Annotated in this window: 13 protein-coding genes; 10 read left to right on the forward strand and 3 right to left on the reverse strand. The window is 39.7% G+C overall.

The window, feature by feature from the left end:
* Positions 1 to 14: 14 nt before the first annotated feature.
* The 6 genes from FTT83_RS03315 (at position 15) to sucD (ending at position 9,358) form a co-directional block, all read left to right on the forward strand.
* A complete protein-coding gene (locus FTT83_RS03315; RefSeq protein WP_086196822.1) occupies positions 15 to 725 on the forward strand; it encodes a succinate dehydrogenase iron-sulfur subunit in 711 nt (236 codons plus the stop codon).
* Positions 726 to 1,554: 829 nt separating this feature from the next.
* Positions 1,555 to 4,395: a 2-oxoglutarate dehydrogenase E1 component gene (locus FTT83_RS03320; RefSeq protein ID WP_086196928.1), complete on the forward strand. Its 2,841-nt coding sequence runs from the start codon at positions 1,555 to 1,557 to the stop codon at positions 4,393 to 4,395.
* Positions 4,395 to 5,612 (forward strand): 2-oxoglutarate dehydrogenase complex dihydrolipoyllysine-residue succinyltransferase, encoded by a 1,218-nt coding sequence (gene odhB, locus FTT83_RS03325; RefSeq protein ID WP_180042365.1) that lies wholly within the window; start codon positions 4,395 to 4,397, stop codon positions 5,610 to 5,612. The genes FTT83_RS03320 and odhB overlap by 1 nt, the downstream gene beginning before the upstream one ends.
* A gap of 60 nt (positions 5,613 to 5,672) precedes the next feature.
* Positions 5,673 to 7,106 carry a dihydrolipoyl dehydrogenase gene (gene lpdA / locus FTT83_RS03330; RefSeq protein WP_180042363.1) on the forward strand — a complete coding sequence of 478 codons (1,434 nt, stop codon included), beginning with the start codon at positions 5,673 to 5,675 and terminating at the stop codon, positions 7,104 to 7,106.
* A gap of 182 nt (positions 7,107 to 7,288) precedes the next feature.
* Positions 7,289 to 8,455 carry an ADP-forming succinate--CoA ligase subunit beta gene (sucC, locus tag FTT83_RS03335; protein WP_180042361.1) on the forward strand — a complete coding sequence of 389 codons (1,167 nt, stop codon included), beginning with the start codon at positions 7,289 to 7,291 and terminating at the stop codon, positions 8,453 to 8,455.
* Positions 8,456 to 8,467: 12 nt separating this feature from the next.
* A complete protein-coding gene (sucD, locus tag FTT83_RS03340; RefSeq protein WP_180042359.1) occupies positions 8,468 to 9,358 on the forward strand; it encodes a succinate--CoA ligase subunit alpha in 891 nt (296 codons plus the stop codon).
* 533 nt (positions 9,359 to 9,891) lie between these two features.
* On the opposite strand, the gene FTT83_RS03345 is transcribed toward sucD, so the two are convergent.
* Positions 9,892 to 10,140: a hypothetical protein gene (locus FTT83_RS03345; protein ID WP_180042357.1), complete on the reverse strand. Its 249-nt coding sequence runs from the start codon at positions 10,138 to 10,140 to the stop codon at positions 9,892 to 9,894.
* A 512-nt stretch (positions 10,141 to 10,652) separates the two neighbouring features.
* Between FTT83_RS03345 and pgaA the strand changes: the two genes are divergently transcribed.
* Genes pgaA through pgaD form a run of 4 tightly spaced genes read left to right on the forward strand, consistent with a single transcriptional unit; the run spans position 10,653 to position 16,729 of the window.
* Positions 10,653 to 13,124 carry a poly-beta-1,6 N-acetyl-D-glucosamine export porin PgaA gene (gene pgaA / locus FTT83_RS03350; RefSeq protein WP_180042355.1) on the forward strand — a complete coding sequence of 824 codons (2,472 nt, stop codon included), beginning with the start codon at positions 10,653 to 10,655 and terminating at the stop codon, positions 13,122 to 13,124.
* Positions 13,124 to 14,962 (forward strand): poly-beta-1,6-N-acetyl-D-glucosamine N-deacetylase PgaB, encoded by a 1,839-nt coding sequence (gene pgaB, locus FTT83_RS03355; protein WP_180042353.1) that lies wholly within the window; start codon positions 13,124 to 13,126, stop codon positions 14,960 to 14,962. The genes pgaA and pgaB (FTT83_RS03355) overlap by 1 nt, the downstream gene beginning before the upstream one ends.
* Entirely contained in the window at positions 14,962 to 16,230 is a 1,269-nt protein-coding gene (pgaC, locus tag FTT83_RS03360) for a poly-beta-1,6-N-acetyl-D-glucosamine synthase (RefSeq protein WP_086196815.1), read from the forward strand. Before pgaB (FTT83_RS03355) ends, pgaC begins: the two co-directional genes overlap by 1 nt.
* Entirely contained in the window at positions 16,223 to 16,729 is a 507-nt protein-coding gene (gene pgaD, locus FTT83_RS03365) for a poly-beta-1,6-N-acetyl-D-glucosamine biosynthesis protein PgaD (RefSeq protein WP_180042351.1), read from the forward strand. Before pgaC ends, pgaD begins: the two co-directional genes overlap by 8 nt.
* On the opposite strand, the gene pgaB (FTT83_RS03370) is transcribed toward pgaD, so the two are convergent.
* Both pgaB (FTT83_RS03370) and FTT83_RS03375 read right to left on the reverse strand, forming a co-directional pair.
* Positions 16,695 to 17,924, reverse strand: coding sequence for a poly-beta-1,6-N-acetyl-D-glucosamine N-deacetylase PgaB (gene pgaB / locus FTT83_RS03370; RefSeq protein WP_180042349.1), 1,230 nt, complete (start codon positions 17,922 to 17,924; stop codon positions 16,695 to 16,697). The two genes, pgaD and pgaB (FTT83_RS03370), sit on opposite strands and share 35 nt — an antisense overlap.
* Positions 17,925 to 18,008: 84 nt before the next feature.
* Positions 18,009 to 18,353, reverse strand: a complete 345-nt coding sequence (locus tag FTT83_RS03375; RefSeq protein ID WP_180042347.1) for a VOC family protein — start codon at positions 18,351 to 18,353, stop codon at positions 18,009 to 18,011.
* Positions 18,354 to 18,529: the final 176 nt, after the last annotated feature.

Here is an 18,529-nt window from a genome sequence, read left to right on the forward strand (position 1 = left end):
TAGGGAGAAGTAAGATGAGTAGAGGTACTCGTACATTTAATATCTACCGCTACGATCCTGATAAGGATAAAGCACCGTACATGCAAACTTTTAAACTTGAATTGACAGACAAGCACCGTATGTTGCTTGATGCTCTTCTTGCTTTGAAAGTGCAGGACGAATCTTTAACGTTCCGTCGTTCATGTCGTGAAGGTATTTGTGGTTCTGATGGTGTAAACATCAATGGTAAAAATGGTTTGGCGTGTCTGTGGAACCTGAATGATTTACCGGAAGTGATTACTGTTCGTCCACTTCCAGGTCTGCCAGTGGTTAAAGACTTGGTTGTAGATATGAATCAGTTCTATGATCAGTACAATAAAATTCATCCGTTCTTGATCAACAACCAGCCTGCGCCACCGAAAGAGCGTTTACAGTCTCCTGAAGAACGTGAACACCTTGATGGTTTATATGAATGTATTCTTTGCGCATGTTGTTCGACTTCATGTCCGTCATTCTGGTGGAACCCTGACAAGTTCTTGGGTCCTTCAGCATTGTTGAATGCTTACCGCTTCATCATTGACTCGCGTGATACTGGAACACAAGAGCGTTTGGCTCGTCTTGACGATCCATTCTCGCTATTCCGTTGTAAAGGTATTATGAACTGTGTATCAGTTTGCCCTAAAGGTCTTAATCCAACTAAAGCTATCGGTCATATCCGTAGTATGTTGTTAGATCAAGCAGGTTAATCTGCTCCAGTTAAAAAAGCACACCTTAGGGTGTGCTTTTTTATGCTTTTAATAGTTGTAAGATAGGTAAGGAATACTAAATGGCTATATGAATAGACAGGAGTAGGGGTGTGAAGTGTTATTAAAAAATATATAATTGATTAAAGTAGAGACGGAATCTTGCTTAAAAGCGATCTAAGTGTGGTGGGATTGTTTGAGTGAGTGATTAAAGCACTAATTGTAGGCTTGAATCTGCAAAGTTGAGATTAAAATGTTATCATATAACGCATATAAAGAGAGCCAGTTTAAATATTGAGCTCTCTTTTGTTATATGTGTGGGCGTGGGGTAGGACTTTGGTCTAGATTGAATCTAATTATGAGATAAAGCACCATATGTTAGATGAAAATGGAGGATATGTATTTCGCTGAGTTATGAGAGGTATGTGTCAAAAAAATCAATTGCAACTGGAGAACATGTTACGATTTGGCACAAAGCTATATTTAAAAAAAGCACTGTATTTGCGTACATTTTTTCAACATCTGAAATTATGTATAAGGTTTATAAATAGATATAAATCGCTTTAGAAAAATTAAGTCGCGTAGTTATTTTTTCTAAGTCGATTTGCAAAAAAATTGCTCGGTCTTGGTCGAGTATATATCAATGAGTGATGATGCCAATGGGGGCGTTATGATTCATTATTCACATTGGGTTATTCCTAATGTAGTGATCACGCCTCATGGCTTATGCCTTATGGGGACTAATGTCATATTACCAATTTGACATTATTAATCATGGGTTCGCTTAAAAAGCATCCTGAAAATGTTTTTGCAATAGGAAATGGGTCCACAAATGCAAGAAGTTGCTGACGCACTGCGTCTTGACACTGAACTTAGCGCTGACAGTGCAGCGTATATTGAAGAACTTTATGAGCAGTATTTGACGGCTCCAGATTCAGTAGGTGCTGACTGGCAGGAATACTTCGGTAAATTCCCTAAAGGTGATCAACCACATAGCAATGTACGTGAGCAATTCCTTTTATTAGGTCGCAACTCAAGTCGCGTTCAACCTGTAATTCAAAGTGCTGTAAGTTCTGAGCATGAGCGTCGTCAAATTGGCGTATTGCAACTAATTGCGGCTTATCGTAACCGTGGTCATCAAAAAGCAAAATTAGATCCACTAGGTTTGGCTAAGCGTGAAATCGTACCTGATCTTGATCTTGCTGCGCATGGTTTGACTCAATCTGATTTAGATACAGTATTTAACACAGGTAACCTTGCAATCGGTAAGAGTGAAGCAACTCTAGCTGAAATGGTTCAGGCGATGGAAGCAACTTATTGTGCTTCTATTGGTGCTGAATACATGCATATTGTTGATACCAAAGAAAAACGCTGGATTCAACAACGCCTTGAAAGTGCAAAAGGTCAATTCGGTTTCACTGCTGAGCAGAAAAAACACGTCTTAGAACGTCTGACAGCAGCTGAAGGTCTGGAAAAATACCTCGGTAATAAATACGTTGGTGCAAAACGCTTTGGTGTAGAAGGTGGTGAATCCTTCATCCCGATGGTGAATGAACTGATTCAACGTGCAGGCTCTGTAGGCTGTAAAGAAGTTGTAATCGGTATGCCGCACCGTGGCCGTTTGAACTTGCTGGTCAACATTATGGGTAAAAACCCGGCTGACCTGTTTGGTGAGTTTGAAGGTAAATCACTGCACAAAAAAGGTTCTGGTGACGTTAAATATCACCAAGGTTTCTCATCTAACGTGATGACACCGGGTGGCGAAGTTCACTTGGCATTGGCATTTAACCCATCTCACTTGGAAATCGTTGGACCTGTAGTTGAAGGTTCTGTACGTGCACGTCAAGTCCGTCGCAAAGACATTGGTGGTGATGATGTATTGCCAATCATTGTTCATGGTGATGCAGCATTTGCAGGTCAAGGTGTAAACCAAGAAACCTTCCAGATGTCACAAACACGTGGTTATACCGTAGGTGGTACAGTTCACATCGTTGTTAACAACCAGGTGGGCTTCACAACTTCTGACCCACGTGATGCACGTTCTACAGAATACTGTACTGATATCGCGAAAATGATTCAGGCACCGATCTTCCATGTCAATGGTGATGATCCTGAAGCTGTATTGTTTGTTTCTCAATTGGCACATGACTTCCGTCATACTTTCCGTAAAGACGTTGTAATTGACATGTTCTGTTACCGTCGTCGTGGTCACAACGAAGCGGATGAGCCAGCTGCAACTCAACCAATGATGTATCAAGTGATTAACAAAAAAGCGACCACTCGTACGCTTTATGCTGACCAACTTGTACAACAAAATGTTCTGGATCGTGCTGCTGCTGATGCAATGGTTGAACAATACCGTTCAGACCTTGAAGCAGGCAAGCATGTTGCCAATGCATTGGTACTTGAACCAAATACCAAAATGTTTGTCGACTGGTCTCCATACTTGGGTCACGAGTACACAGACGTATGGGATACATCATTCCCAATCGAACGCTTGAAAGAACTCGGTACCAAAATGCGTGAGCTTCCAGAAGGCTTCGTTATGCAGCGTCAGGTTGCAAAAGTGATTGACGACCGTCTGAAAATGCAAACTGGCGAAATGCCGCTGAACTGGGGGGCTGCAGAAACTTTAGCGTATGCAACTATTCTAGATGAAGGCTTCCTGGTTCGTTTAACTGGTGAAGACGTGGGTCGTGGTACTTTCTCACACCGTCATGCGAAATTGCATAACCAGGTAGACGGTTCAACTTACATTCCATTATGTAACCTGAAAGAAAACCAGCCACGTACAGCAATTTATGACTCTTTATTGTCAGAAATGGCGGTACTTGCATTTGAATACGGTTATGCAACGACTCTTCCTAAGAGCTTGATTATCTGGGAAGCTCAGTTCGGTGATTTCGCTAACTGTGCGCAAGTTGTAATTGACCAGTTCATCGCATCTGGTGAAACTAAATGGGAACGCGTATGTGGTTTAACTATGCTTCTTCCACATGGTTTTGAAGGTCAAGGTCCAGAGCATTCATCTGCACGTTTAGAACGTTTCTTACAGCTTTGTGCTGAAGACAACATGCAAGTGATGACACCGACTACACCAGCGCAAATTTTCCATGCGATGCGTCGTCAAGCACTTCGTCCAATCCGCAAACCAATGATCATCATGTCACCGAAGTCATTGCTTCGTCACAAACTTGCAACCTCTACGCTTGAAGAGCTTGCAAATGGTTCATTCCAGACTGTGATTGACGAAATCGATAACATCAACAAATCTGATGTAACTCGTTTGGTGCTTTGTGGTGGTAAGGTTTATTACGATTTACTTGAAAAACGTCGTGAACAGGAATTAAACAACACTGCAATCGTTCGTATCGAACAATTGTACCCATATCCAGAACAACGTATTGCTGAAGTACTTGCTTCTTATCCAAATCTAAAAGAAGTGGTTTGGACTCAAGAAGAGCCGAAAAACCAAGGTGCTTGGTTATTCATTGCTCCTCGTTTATATGACGATGTAATGAAAACAGGTAAACAGGTACGTGTTAGCTACGCAGGTCGTCCAGCTTCTGCTGCGCCAGCTTGCGGTTCACCATATTTGCATGCAAAACAACAAGCTCAGCTGGTAAATGACGCATTAGCGATTGCAGCTGAACAATCAGGAGATTCTAAGTAATGGCAACCGAAATTAAAGCACCGGTATTCCCAGAGTCAGTTGCAGACGGTACGATTGCAACTTGGCACAAACAACCAGGTGAAGCTGTATCACGTGATGAAGTGATCTGCGATATTGAAACTGATAAAGTTGTTTTAGAAGTTGTTGCTCCTGCTGACGGTACAATTGCATCAATCATTAAAAATGAAGGTGATACAGTTCTTTCAGCTGAAGTGATTGCACAGTTTGAAGAGGGCGCTGTTTCTGGCGCTGCTCAAACTCAAGCAGTTCAATCTGAAGAAAAAGTTGAACAAGCGGCTGCACAAACTCAAGCGGGTAATGCACCTGTTGTTGAGCGTGCTCAACCTGTTGCTGATCAAGCTCCAGCAGTGCGTAAAGCATTGACTGAAACTGGTATTGCAGCGAGCGATGTAGCTGGTACTGGTCGCGGTGGTCGCATCACTAAAGAAGATGTTGCAGCTCATCAAGCTAAACCGGCTGCTCCTGCTGCTGCGCCGTTAAGTGTGGCTGTTGGTGAACGTATCGAAAAACGTGTTCCTATGACTCGTCTTCGTAAACGTGTTGCTGAACGTTTACTTGCTGCAACTCAATCAACAGCAATGTTGACTACGTTCAACGAAGTGAACATGAAACCAATCATGGAAATGCGTGCTCAATATAAAGATGCATTTGAAAAGCGTCATGGTGCACGTCTAGGCTTCATGTCATTCTTCGTTAAAGCAGCGACTGAAGCACTTAAACGCTATCCAGCTGTAAACGCGTCTATCGATGGTGATGACATTGTTTATCACGGTTACTATGACATCGGTGTAGCTGTATCAAGCGATCGTGGTCTAGTAGTTCCTGTATTACGTGATACTGACCGTATGAACTATGCTGAAGTAGAAAACGGTATTCGCGCTTATGCTGTTAAGGCACGTGATGGCAAGTTAGGTATTGAAGACATGACTGGCGGTACGTTCACTATTACTAACGGTGGTACTTTCGGTTCATTGCTTTCTACCCCAATTTTGAACACACCACAAACTGCAATCTTGGGTATGCACAAAATCCAAGACCGTCCTATGGCAGTGAATGGTCAAGTAGAAATCTTGCCAATGATGTATCTAGCACTTTCTTATGACCACCGTTTAATTGATGGTAAAGAAGCGGTAGGTTTCCTTGTAGCAATCAAAGAATTGTTAGAAGAACCTGCTCGTCTTATCCTTGATCTTTAATTTTATAGAATAAATCCATGGGCTTAGAGCGATCCTCTAGGCCCATTTTTGGAGAGCATAATGTCTCAACAATTTGATTTAGTAGTAATTGGCGGTGGACCAGGTGGTTATGAAGCTGCAATTCGTGCAGCTCAACTTGGTTTTAAAGTTGCGTGTATCGAAAAACGTATTCATAAAGGCAAACCTTCTTTAGGTGGTACTTGCTTAAACGTGGGTTGTATCCCGTCTAAGGCATTACTTGATTCTTCACACCGTTATGAAGACACCGTAAAACATTTAGATGATCACGGTATTACCACTGGTGAAGTAAGTTTCGACTTGTCTAAGCTTCTTGCACGTAAAGATAAAATCGTTGACCAGTTGACTGGCGGTATTGACCAGTTATTAAAAGGTAACGGTGTCGAGTGGTTAAAAGGTACTGGTAAATTACTGGCAGGTAAAAAAGTTGAGTTCGTTTCTCACGAAGGTGAAACTCAAGTTTTAGAGCCTAAGTATGTCATTCTTGCCACTGGTTCTGTGCCAGTAAATATTCCTGTAGCTCCTGTTGATCAAGATATCATTGTTGATTCAACTGGCGCGCTTGAATTCCCAGAAGTGCCTAAACGTTTAGGTGTTATTGGTGCAGGCGTGATTGGTCTTGAGCTTGGTTCAGTATGGCGTCGTTTAGGTGCAGAAGTTGTTGTATTTGAAGCAATGGATGCATTCTTGCCAATGGCGGATAAAGCATTGGCAAAAGACTTCCAGAAACTGTTAACTAAGCAAGGTCTTGATATCCGTGTAGGCGCGAAAGTGTCTGGTACTGAAATTAACGGTCGTGAAGTAACTGTTAAGTACACTCAAGGCGGTGAAGACAAAGAGCAAACTTTCGATAAGTTGATCGTTTGTGTAGGCCGTCGTGCTTATGCTGAAGGTTTATTGGCAGATGATTGTGGCATTAAACTGACTGAACGCGGTCTGGTTGAAGTGAACGATTGGTGTGCGACTTCTGTGGAAGGCGTATATGCAATTGGTGACTTGGTACGTGGTCCAATGCTTGCACACAAAGCAATGGAAGAAGGCGTAATGGCTGTAGAGCGTATTCATGGTCATGCTGCACAAGTGAACTACGACACGATTATTTCTGTTATCTATACTCACCCGGAAGCAGCGTGGGTCGGTTTAACAGAAGAGCAAGCCAAAGAAAAAGGCCACGAAGTTAAAACTGGTCAATTCGGTTTTGCTGTAAATGGCCGTGCTTTAGCTGCGGGCGAAGGTGCTGGTTTCGTGAAGTTTGTTGCTGATGCAAAAACTGACCGTTTACTTGGTATGCATGTGATTGGACCAGCTGCGTCTGATATCGTACACCAAGGTATGATTGCACTTGAGTTTGTATCTTCAGTTGAAGATTTACAGTTGATGACTTTTGGTCATCCAACCTTCTCTGAAGTGGTTCATGAAGCTGCACTTGCAGTAGATGGACGAGCGATTCACGCGATTCAACGTAAGCGTAAGTAAGACAAAAAAGAGCGGCTTAGGTCGCTCTTTTTACATTTGATAGTTGTTTTTATTAGAACAATCATCTAAAAATAAAGATAAGAATCATTTTAAGTTCTCAAAATACCAATATTGATTGATGTGAACCAAAAGATATTGGTGAACGTAATAACAAAGTCAAATAAGTACTAAAAGGTTGTTCAATGAATTTACATGAGTATCAAGCAAAAACGTTATTAAAAAAATATGGGATGCCGGTTCAAGAGGGTATCTTGGCAACAAATGCAGAAGAAACCGTAAAAGCTTTTGAGCAGCTTGGTGGTAAATTTGCAGTACTCAAAGCCCAAGTACATGCCGGGGGACGCGGTAAGGCTGGTGGGGTAAAAGTGGTGAAGTCTGCACAAGAAGCTGAAGACTATGCCAATCAGATCATTGGTACTCGTTTAGTGACTTATCAGACGGATGCCAATGGACAACCAGTCAACAGCATTTTAGTCTCTGAAGATGTTTATCCGGTTGAACGCGAGCTGTATCTTGGTGCAGTGGTCGACCGTTCCAGCCGTCGTGTAACTTTTATGGCATCGACTGAAGGTGGGGTCGAAATTGAAAAAGTGGCTGAAGAAACCCCAGAAAAAATTATAAAAGTCGAAGTCGATCCATTGGTTGGACTGATGCCATTTCAAGCTCGTGAAGTGGCTTTTGCTCTTCATTTGAAAGATGGTCAGATCAATCAGTTTGTCAAAATTATGACTGCAGCTTATCAGGCATTTATTGAAAATGATTTTGCCCTATTTGAGATTAACCCCCTTTCAGTTCGTGAAAATGGTGACATCTTATGTGTGGATGCCAAAGTCGGGATTGACTCTAACGCCTTATACCGTTTACCCGAAATTGTAGCGATGCGTGACAAGTCTCAGGAAAATGAACGCGAATTAAAAGCTTCAGAACATGACCTGAATTATGTAGCCTTAAAAGGTAACATTGGATGTATGGTCAATGGAGCGGGGCTTGCTATGGCAACTATGGACATCATCAAACTGTATGGTGGTCAGCCTGCGAACTTCCTTGATGTTGGCGGTGGTGCAACCAAAGAGCGCGTCATTGAAGCGTTTAAAATTATTTTGGCAGACAGCTCGGTACAAGGGGTTTTAATTAATATTTTTGGTGGAATTGTACGTTGTGACATGATTGCTGAAGCCATTATTGCAGCGGTCCAGGAAGTTCATGTAACCGTGCCGGTCGTTGTGCGTTTGGAAGGAAATAACGCAGAACTGGGTGCCAGGTTATTGGATGAATCTGGACTCACGTTAATCTCTGCATCAGGTTTAGCTGATGCAGCAGAAAAAATTGTTGCTGCGGTAAAAGCTTAAGGAGTATCAATCATGAGCGTATTAATTAATAAAGACACCAAAGTATTGGTACAAGGTTTTACCGGTAAAAATGGTACGTTTCACTCAGAGCAAGCATTGGCTTATGGTACCAAAGTCGTCGGTGGTGTAACGCCCGGTAAGGGGGGGAAAAGCCATTTAAACCTACCTGTATTCAACACCATGAAAGATGCAGTCAAAGAAACAGGCGCAGATGCCTCGGTCATTTATGTACCTGCACCATTTGTATTGGATTCAATTGTAGAGGCAGTAGATTCTGGGATTGAACTTATTGTTGTAATTACTGAAGGTGTGCCAACTTTAGATATGTTAAAGGCCAAGCGTTATCTTGAAACCAATGGCAATGGTGCACGTTTAATCGGTCCAAACTGTCCGGGTATTATTACCCCGGGAGAATGTAAAATCGGCATTATGCCAGGACATATTCATCAGCCAGGTAAAATCGGAATTATCTCACGTTCGGGTACACTAACCTATGAAGCTGTAGCTCAGACTACAAAGCTCGGTTTAGGTCAGTCAACCTGTATTGGCATTGGGGGAGACCCAATTCCAGGCATGAACCAGATTGATTGCTTGAAGTTGTTCCAAGAAGACCCGCAGACCGAAGCCATTATCATGATTGGTGAAATTGGCGGTAGCGCAGAAGAGGAAGCAGCTGAATATATTCAGTCTCATGTCACCAAGCCGGTTGTGGGCTATATTGCAGGTGTGACTGCACCAAAAGGTAAGCGTATGGGGCATGCAGGTGCAATTATTTCTGGTGGTAAGGGCACAGCAGAAGAAAAATTTGCAGCCTTTGAAAAAGCGGGTATGGCTTATACGCGTAGTCCTGCAGAGCTCGGATCAACCATGCTAGAAGTTTTAAAACGCCAAAACCTGGCCTGAGTCAATCAATAAACTTGAAAGCTCTCAATTGAGGGCTTTTTATTTTATGGTCTTTGATAAGCTGGGTATCTGACATTGAAAAAACTTCATATAAAAAATGAGAAACCAGACTTTTTGCAAAATCACTTTTTAAATTATTTCAATGTTGTAAATTACAGTAATCAAATTCATGCCTAAACCTATACCTTTACATCGACTATAGTAAAGTGTAGCAAGAATTTTGAAGAATCTTTAATTTACCATTTACCTGCTCAATTCGAAAACGATGTTTGCCCATTTCTCGATTACTCTGCTTATGTAAGAAAGTTAATGGGTTGTTTTACTTGCTGAAAATGTGGTCGGCGTCTGATCCCTAATCGGCTTAAAGCTGGTTACTCTTTATCAATAAGTATAAGGGCTTGATATCTCTGCTTCTTGTGCTGATCTTTAGACAATGAAAATCATGTGTACTTCCTTATGCAAGACCTATTGGAATCATCTGCATCGTTTCATCATGAATTGTCAGTTGAGCTTTAATCGTATGGTATTTTTTCTTAGCACTTATAGAATTTTTTTCCGCTTTTTGGGGAATGCTTCATTGCCATCTCAGTGGCATCAACAATAACAACCTCCCCATCTAAGCCTTCACTATGAGATAATTTCCTAGGCAAATGAAACTTATCATATTTTATTAAAATATTTTCGATCTTTTGGATGATTCCACATGCATTAGATGCATGTATTTCATGGCTCATAGCGACAGGAAAAAGTGTTTGATATTTATGCCAATAACGTAGAGTCATTAATGGTTAATCTTTCGGTAAAAGGCTAAAAGGTCTGCCTCGTCCGGTATTTGCTTGGCTTATTTTTAATACTTCGAGCACTTCTAAAAAAATTCTAGGTTGTATTCCAATAAGTCATTTGAATTGACTGCTTAATAATATTTTAACTTTTGAATATTTTATGTTCCTATAATAATAGAACATATCTTTTCTGTATGAATGAAAATACTCAACTTATTGAGTATTTTTGATTTATACAAGATATTCATTTTGAGTAATAATGTTTTTATAAAGTGGTTAAGATGAAGGATTATATAAAAAATTAATTATTAAATAAATAAAATATTGCTGTTAAAATAATTTGCTAAGATAAAAAAATAATATATTTCACAATTAAAATAATGTGATATTTATCGCATAAAATAATAAAAACACAAAATTATACACAATATTTTTGTTAATACGGTCTTTTATTTATATATTGTGGATTACAATATGACCATTAATAACAATGAATAAAGAATATTTTAATTATGAACTTTAATCTCACTATACTATCGATCTCCTGTGGGACTTTACTGTTTTCTACATTGTCATTCGCAGAATTGATCTATAAAGACGTTGTTGATCAACAACGTGAAAAAATTGTACCTTTAATTAAACAAGGCCAGGTGGATACTGGATTACAAAAACTCAGGCAATTATTGGGGCGCTATCCCAATAATCAAAAATTGATTGCTGATTTTGTACTAATGGCTTATGAAAATAAAAAATTTGCAGAATCAGATATTCGCTACCTGAAGGGTATTCAAAGTCAGCAATTTCCAGACTATGGAAAAATATATGTTATTAAGGCACTACGCGACTTAAAAAAATTTGAGCTTGCAGAAAACTGGGCCAAAAACTTTGCCAAAACCGATTCTAATCAACAATGGATCGTGTGGGCAGGAATATTACAAGCAGAAGCCGGTAAAAAGGCTCAGGCGAAAAAAACCCTTTCTCAAGTTGATATTAATCAAGTCGAAGCAGATTATTTAGCACAGCTTTCCTATACTTACCGGATACTAGATATGCCTGTTGAGGCATTGAATACGGCTAATCTGGCTCTTGAAAAGAGCAAGGACATGGGTACCGAGGAACAGTATGCATTAGCATTGCTGAATAATGCAGATTACGCTAATGCGGAAAACTTTATACAAAACAGTAACTCATTAAAAGAGAATACTGATCTCAGAGCCAATGCCAAAATTAGTGAATTTTCTCAGCGGATTCAAAATGCTGTGGAATATTATAAACTTTCAATTTATCGAGGACGAAAACAGCCGTACCAGCAACTCGATGAAGTGCTCGCAGATATGGAGCAATACGAATCACAATTGCCGAATGATTCCAATTGGAAACGCCGTTTTTATTATGAATACATCTATGCCTTAAACGAGCGAAATCGCTCTAAAAAAGTTTTTGAACAAATTTCAAAAACAGGAGTGCCTCTAGAACAGATGCCTCCTTATGTGCGTCAAGCTATTGCAGATGCTTACTTTAAGAATCAACAACCTCAAATAGCTGAAAAAATTTATAAAAGCTTATTGAATGAAAAGAGCTATGCTCATTTTGAGCTATATGCAGGCTTGTATTACTCATTAATTGAACAAGAGAAATATAAGGAAGCTGATCAATTACTCAAAACGATGGACAAGGCATTACCTACTTTCCAATACAGTAATGCTAAAGGTGTGGATAAGGTTACTCATGATGACCGGAGTGAATATTTAGCTTTAGTCGGGCTTAATTACGCCTATCGTCAAGAATATGCTAAAGCAGAACAATACTATGAACAATTAATTGCAAAAGCACCGAATAACGTTCTTTTTCAAAATAATCGTGCATTCATTCAACTTTTGCGTGAAAACCCACAGCGTGCAGAATGGATTGTATCTCAATGGGATGGAGTCATACCTGTAGATGAAGGCATCCGGATCCGTCATTTAGAAAATCTGCGAGCTTTGGAAAATATCCAGCAATGGCATCTGCAAAGTACTGAACTCATGCAAACCATGCCTGAAGATACGACCGTAATAAAAAATAAAAAACAGCTTGATGACCGTAATCATGCCTCTATTCAACATCAGAGTAACTTTTCAGAAAGTGATTCTGATAACTCGGCTTTACTTAATCGTTTGAAGGGGAACCGTGAGCAGGATCATTTTACCCGCATTCACAGCCCATGGTTTTTTGATAATTATCGTACTTATGTAGATCACAGTTTTCGTTCTGGTGAATATGATACGGGCACAATTGAAGATCAACGCGTAGGTTTAGGACTGGAATGGGCATCACGTCGTAAAGCAGTGAATATCATGTTGTCTCAGAGTATCGATAATCCACAAGATCAAGACCGTTTTGGGATCAAGGCCAATTGGTCACAATGGCTGAATGATCATTGGCAGTATGCATTCGGATTTAATAGTCAGGCGGATATTCCATTACAGGCCATCCGAAAGGGCAATGAAGGTAAATCTTATACTTTTGATTTGAATTGGCAACAGCATGAATCTCGTAAGGCGGGTCTGGTCTATCTGTTAACTGATATTGATGATAATAATACACGCCAAGAGGTTTCGGCATACCTTAAACAGCAGATTTTCCAGGCTCCGCATCATATTACCAGTTTGACTTTAGCGGGTTATTACAGCCAGAACAAAGATGTCATTGTGGACTATTTCAATCCTGAAGAAAGTTATAGTGCAGAGTTGCATTTACAGCATGAGTGGATTACGTGGCGGAGATATGACCGCAATTTTACTCAAAATTTTGAAGCTACCGTTGGGACTTTTGGACAAGATAATTATTCCGCGAAGCCAATTTATAACGTTTTTTATGGACATGATTGGCAGGTTTCCCGGACTTGGAGTCTGAACTATGGCATAGGATGGGGAACTCATCCTTATGATGGTGAAGATGAAGAAAAAACTTATGCAACAGTGGGCTTTAAAGGAATTTTTTAATGAAACAAGTGATGAAAACCTTACTTTCTGCTGTCATGGTAACGGTCTTCGCCGTTCCTGCGACGGGTTTTACGCAAAATATAACCAAAAATACCACTGAAATACCTGATAACTTATTTGTTACCATTACTTTTCATGATGTTCGAGATGATGTTGCCCGTGAAGGAGATCGGGATCTTTATGCAATCAGTACTAAAAATTTAGGACGCTATTTTGCCTGGCTAAAACAGGAAGGCTGGCAAACCATCAGTTTGCAAGATGTATGGGATGCTCGGCAAAAGAAAAAGAAATTACCAAAAAAATCAGTGTTATTGACCTTTGATGATGGCGCACTCAGTAGTTATACCCGGGTTTTTCCATTATTAAAACAGTATAAATATTTCGCTGCTTTTGCTATTCCGACGAGCTGGATTAACGGGAATACCAAAGATGCTTATGAAGCCTATGGTCAAAATAGCTTAATGTCCTGGGATCAAATGCGTGAAATGCAGCGCTCAGGTCTGGTAGAGTTTGTTTCACATTCGGACAATATGCATAAGGGCATACTTGCCAATCCACAACAAAGTATGCAGCCTGCAGCAATTACACGTCAATTTTTACCAAAATATCAACGTTATGAATCTGATCAAGCTTATCAAAACAGGGTTGTAGAAGATTTACAACAATCCAAGAAAATTTTAGACACTGAATTGGGAATAGATACACGCGCGATATTCTGGCCTTATGGGGCGGTGACCAAGGAAAGTGAAGAACTTGCAGAAAAAGCTGGTTTGCCTATGTCATTTAGCTTGGGCAGTATGTCAACCCTTGCTGATTCGGGGCAAACCTATCAACGTGCCCTAGTAATGAATAATCCAACCCCCGAAATGCTGCATGCAGAAATGCTGGATTTTTTAACTTTTGCAAGCGATATCCACAAACAGCGGAGAAGTTATATCCGTTTTGATTTGGCTGAAATGGTCAGTCCTAATGACAAAATTTTTGATCAAAAACTGGGGCAATTCTTAGATCAGATTAGTGCATTACAAACCAATACTATTTTATTAAAAACCGTAGCGGATGAAAATGGGGACGGAAAAATAGATGTTGCCTATTTTCCTAATCGTCAACTGGGTATGCGTAAGGATTTATTAAATCGTACAGTTTGGCAAGCACGCACCCGTGTGGGTAATCGGGTGTATGCTGAATTACCGATCAGTTTACAAACGAAACAGGGACTCAATTTTGCAGATCTTACTGCGGAATTAGTTAAGTATAATTCTTCAGTTGAAGGTGTAATGATCGATATTGGAGATGAGCTCGACTGCGCGATACAGAAAAAGACTTGGGATGGGGAATGCGCTGAAAAAATAAAACAGGTTTTTGATATAAAAGATCAAGCTAAAAAACATGCAAAATATTACACCAATATCAGTAATAATTATCAAACTGTTTTGAAAATTACCTTAAAGGATAAGCATGTAGATGGATTAATGCCTTTGATGGAATATAGTTTAAATAATAATGATTTTCTTTATATTGAATTTGATCCGGTGAAAGATTCTGGAATATTTAAAACTTTAGAAAAACAACTGGAAAAATTAAACAGTATACAAAAACAGTATTTAATCGTGAGTTTTACAGTAAATCCGAATGGGAAAAGAAGTGATTGGAAAGAATATTCACAATATTATCAGGAATTAAAAAAATTATCCGTACAAAAAATTGGGATTAATAATTATCAATTGAAGGCTGGACAGCAAGTTCAAGGACATCTTTACCAAGATCTAAGTATTAATACCAGTCCACTCACTTATCGTAATCCATATGAAAATAATACTGCGAAGGGGAGGAAATAATGACTGATTCAAGTTTATTTCAAATGAGTGACGTATATTTTGGCTTTGCTTTTTTCTACCCATTATTTATGGCGTGGCTTTGGATTGCGGGGGGAATCTGGTTCTATTTAAAACATGAACGCAAGCAACCATCGTTACCTCATCCTAGCGAACATGGATGCAGTATTATTATTCCTTGTTTTAATGAGGCAGCACAGGTTAGGGATACCATAAAGTTTGCCATGCAAACACAGTATCCGGATTTTGAAGTCATTGCAGTCAATGATGGTAGTCGAGATAAGACTGCTGAAATTCTAGATGAGCTTTTGCAAAAATATCCAAAACTCAGGGTTGTCCATTTGGCTGAAAATCAGGGCAAGGCCTATGCTTTACGTGCCGGTGCAATGGTGAGTCAAAATGAATATCTAGTTTGTATAGATGGTGATGCATTAATCCATCCTCATGCAGTGTTATGGATGATGCATCATTTAACAAGATATCCACGGGTTGGGGCAGTCACTGGGAATCCTCGTATTTTGAACCGCTCCAGTATTCTGGGCAAAATTCAGGTGGGTGAATTCTCTTCTATTATTGGATTAATTAAACGTGCACAACGTACCTATGGACGCATCTTTACTGTTTCAGGCGCAATCGTTGGTTTTCGTAAAACGGCACTAGACCGGATTGGATATTGGCGCGATGACATGATCACGGAGGATATCGATGTATCATGGCGCTTACAGTTCGATCATTGGGACTTGCAATATGTCCCAAGAGCATTGTGCTATATCTATATGCCTGAAACCTTCAACGGCTTGTGGAAACAGCGTTTGCGTTGGGCACAAGGAGGAGTGGAGGTTTTATTTGCTTATTTACCAAACTTATTTAGGTGGAATCGACGCCGTATGTGGCCTATTGCACTAGAGTCTATTATCAGTGTGGTTTGGGCATATGTGATGTTCGGTATTATTATCTTATATCTATATGGCCTATTTTTTTCTTTACCCGGAGAGTGGGCAATTCAATCTCTCTTTCCACAATGGTACGGGATTATTCTGGGTTTAACTTGCCTGATTCAATTCTTTGTTAGCTTATATATTGATAAACCCTATGATAAAGCCCGAATCTTCAGAAACTATTTTTGGGTCATTTGGTATCCACTGTTCTTCTGGATTCTGACTATGCTGACGACTGTGGTTGCATTACCTAAAACGATTTTCAAGACTCAAAAACGTGCACGTTGGGTAAGCCCAGATCGTGGATTTAGAGGAGAGCCAGAAAATGACTAAAGTCTATAAATATTATTTAATTGAAGATGAATCAAAATTAGAACTACCAGCGTACATTGATCAACCTGAATATGTACGTAATAAAAGCTTGGGTTACAGTTTGCAAATCGTGGGTTGGTTTATGTTTATGTGGTTATTTATGCCAGTGTTGACCCTATTTTTATGGTGGTTTGAAAGTCAAACCATTTATCAGCAACTGGTTATACAAGCCCAACCCAATAGCCCATTAAGTTTAATCAATATTGTTGTGATGATTTTAAGCTTTATTGGCGTGCTGTTGCTTTGGGCAACTTATAACTGGGCCCGCTTTTCAGGTAAGGATCGTAGAAAAGCTCCATTAGCGGTCGCGGTACCCCAACTTGCCAGCAGTTTTAAGGTGAATACGGCAGATATTATCAATATGCAACAGGCCAGAAATTTAACCCTTTATTATAATAATAAAGGGTTACTGGAATTCTTTGAGACTAATCACCAGTTAAAAAAGCGGATTTCAGCTTAGATGGTTGAGGATGTTCCTCTACAAAATCATCGGGGTAATAACCAATATGTTTTACCCCGTGTTTTTCTAAAAACTTGATGGTATCCACAATTTCTTCGGTGGAAAGTTTTTGATTATTTCGCCAATTCAACGCCTGAAGTTCAAAAATCGTATGACTCAAATCTGGGTCATATTTTTTTGACCGTTTTACGAGATCCAAATAGAATTGTTGATGGTCATCCGCTTCTTCCATATAGGGCATCGCCATAATGGCATTGTAGTCATAATATTGATAAGTACTGGGCATGGATTGGCTAAACCAGTTTTCACTATGAGGCTCTAAGACCACAGGTGCATACATATTGCGTGCAGTCAGTAGATGAGGTTGTTGCTGTTTAATGATTTTGGTAATACCTGCAGCAAATTGATCCAGATAGGCTGTTTTAAATTTTGCAAACTCTAATTGTTTGGATTGCCGAGGCTGTTTTAATAATTGATCTGCACCAAATCCCCAAGCCCGATACATATTTTGTGCCGGAGCAGAGCTGTCTTCATAATCATTCAGCGTGACATCATCATGGTAGAGCACACCATCTACTGCATTTGATTTGATAAAATCTAAATAAATCTCGGAAACATATTGCAGGTTTTTCGGATCAAATGGGGATACCCGAATATAGCCCTGTTTTCCGCCGTTGTTATGTGAGACATAAGTCAGTTTGTAATTTTTTGGAAACTCCCACGCCATTAAGGGCAACCAGGCATAAATATGCTTGACCTGGGTCTTGCTACGAATCTGGCTGACAAGAAGAGGAAAAAGATTGTCTCTGGTCGGGATGTGGCGGTTTTTAAAGTACACCTGATTGGCTGAACCATTTGCATCGGGATCGGCAAAGGCTTGCAAGAAAATGGTATTGGGTTGAATCTTGTTAATACGTTGTAATAAAGCCTGAAGATTTTCTTGCTGCTGTTCTTTATTTTTATCATATACATAGTCAATATCGATATGCATGATACGCATCTGATCGATTTTGCTGGTTTTTTTTAATGGCGGCACAACTGATTTTTGTGTCATATTTTGCTGCACAATTGCATCAATAGGATGTGGCTTGATCTGTACGAAATCTGCAGCCTGTGTAGCCAATGGCAGACAGGTTAAGCTCCAACAAAGACAATGGCTAAGCCTGCTCTGGTATAAATTTTTTAAATTATTCATTATTATACTCACATTTCTTGGTTATAGAGTTTTAAAAAATATCAATGGGTTGTTTTATTATTAGCTCATCCTGTTAAAGGGTGATCAGGCATGAATCAAATCATCAATCAGCAGCTTTTTCATTTTAAATAACGTTGCTTGTGCATGAGAATTCTGCTTAACAATCTCGCCTAAATTTTCAGGGTGAATTTTCCAGCTCACCCTAAACTGGTCTTTACACCAGCTAGATTGGCTCTCGATTCCTTTTAGCGTGATGCTATTCCAGTCATAATCAATCTCGGTCTGATTTTCGCATTCAATGATTTTTGCTTTTGCCGTATATTCGTTTGTGGCAATCATGTGACTATACGGAAGACTAGAGTAATACCATTCACAGGCTGCTTTGGCATTTTTTCCAAACCACAGGCAAGGATAAATAGAGGTCGTCATTATTATGCTCTATATAGGTCATATAAACAGATAATGTAGCGCTCTACCAGCATGACTCAAGTGAGTTTGTGCAGGCTAATTGTTTAAAATTGATTCAATTTAAATGAAAAATGCAGCCGATGAGACTGCATTTTTTAGCTGGTAAAAATTTATCTAGATTCAATCATTTGTGATAT

The sequence above is a fragment of the Acinetobacter sp. YH01018 genome (genome assembly GCF_013420295.1).
Lineage (GTDB): Bacteria > Pseudomonadota > Gammaproteobacteria > Pseudomonadales > Moraxellaceae > Acinetobacter.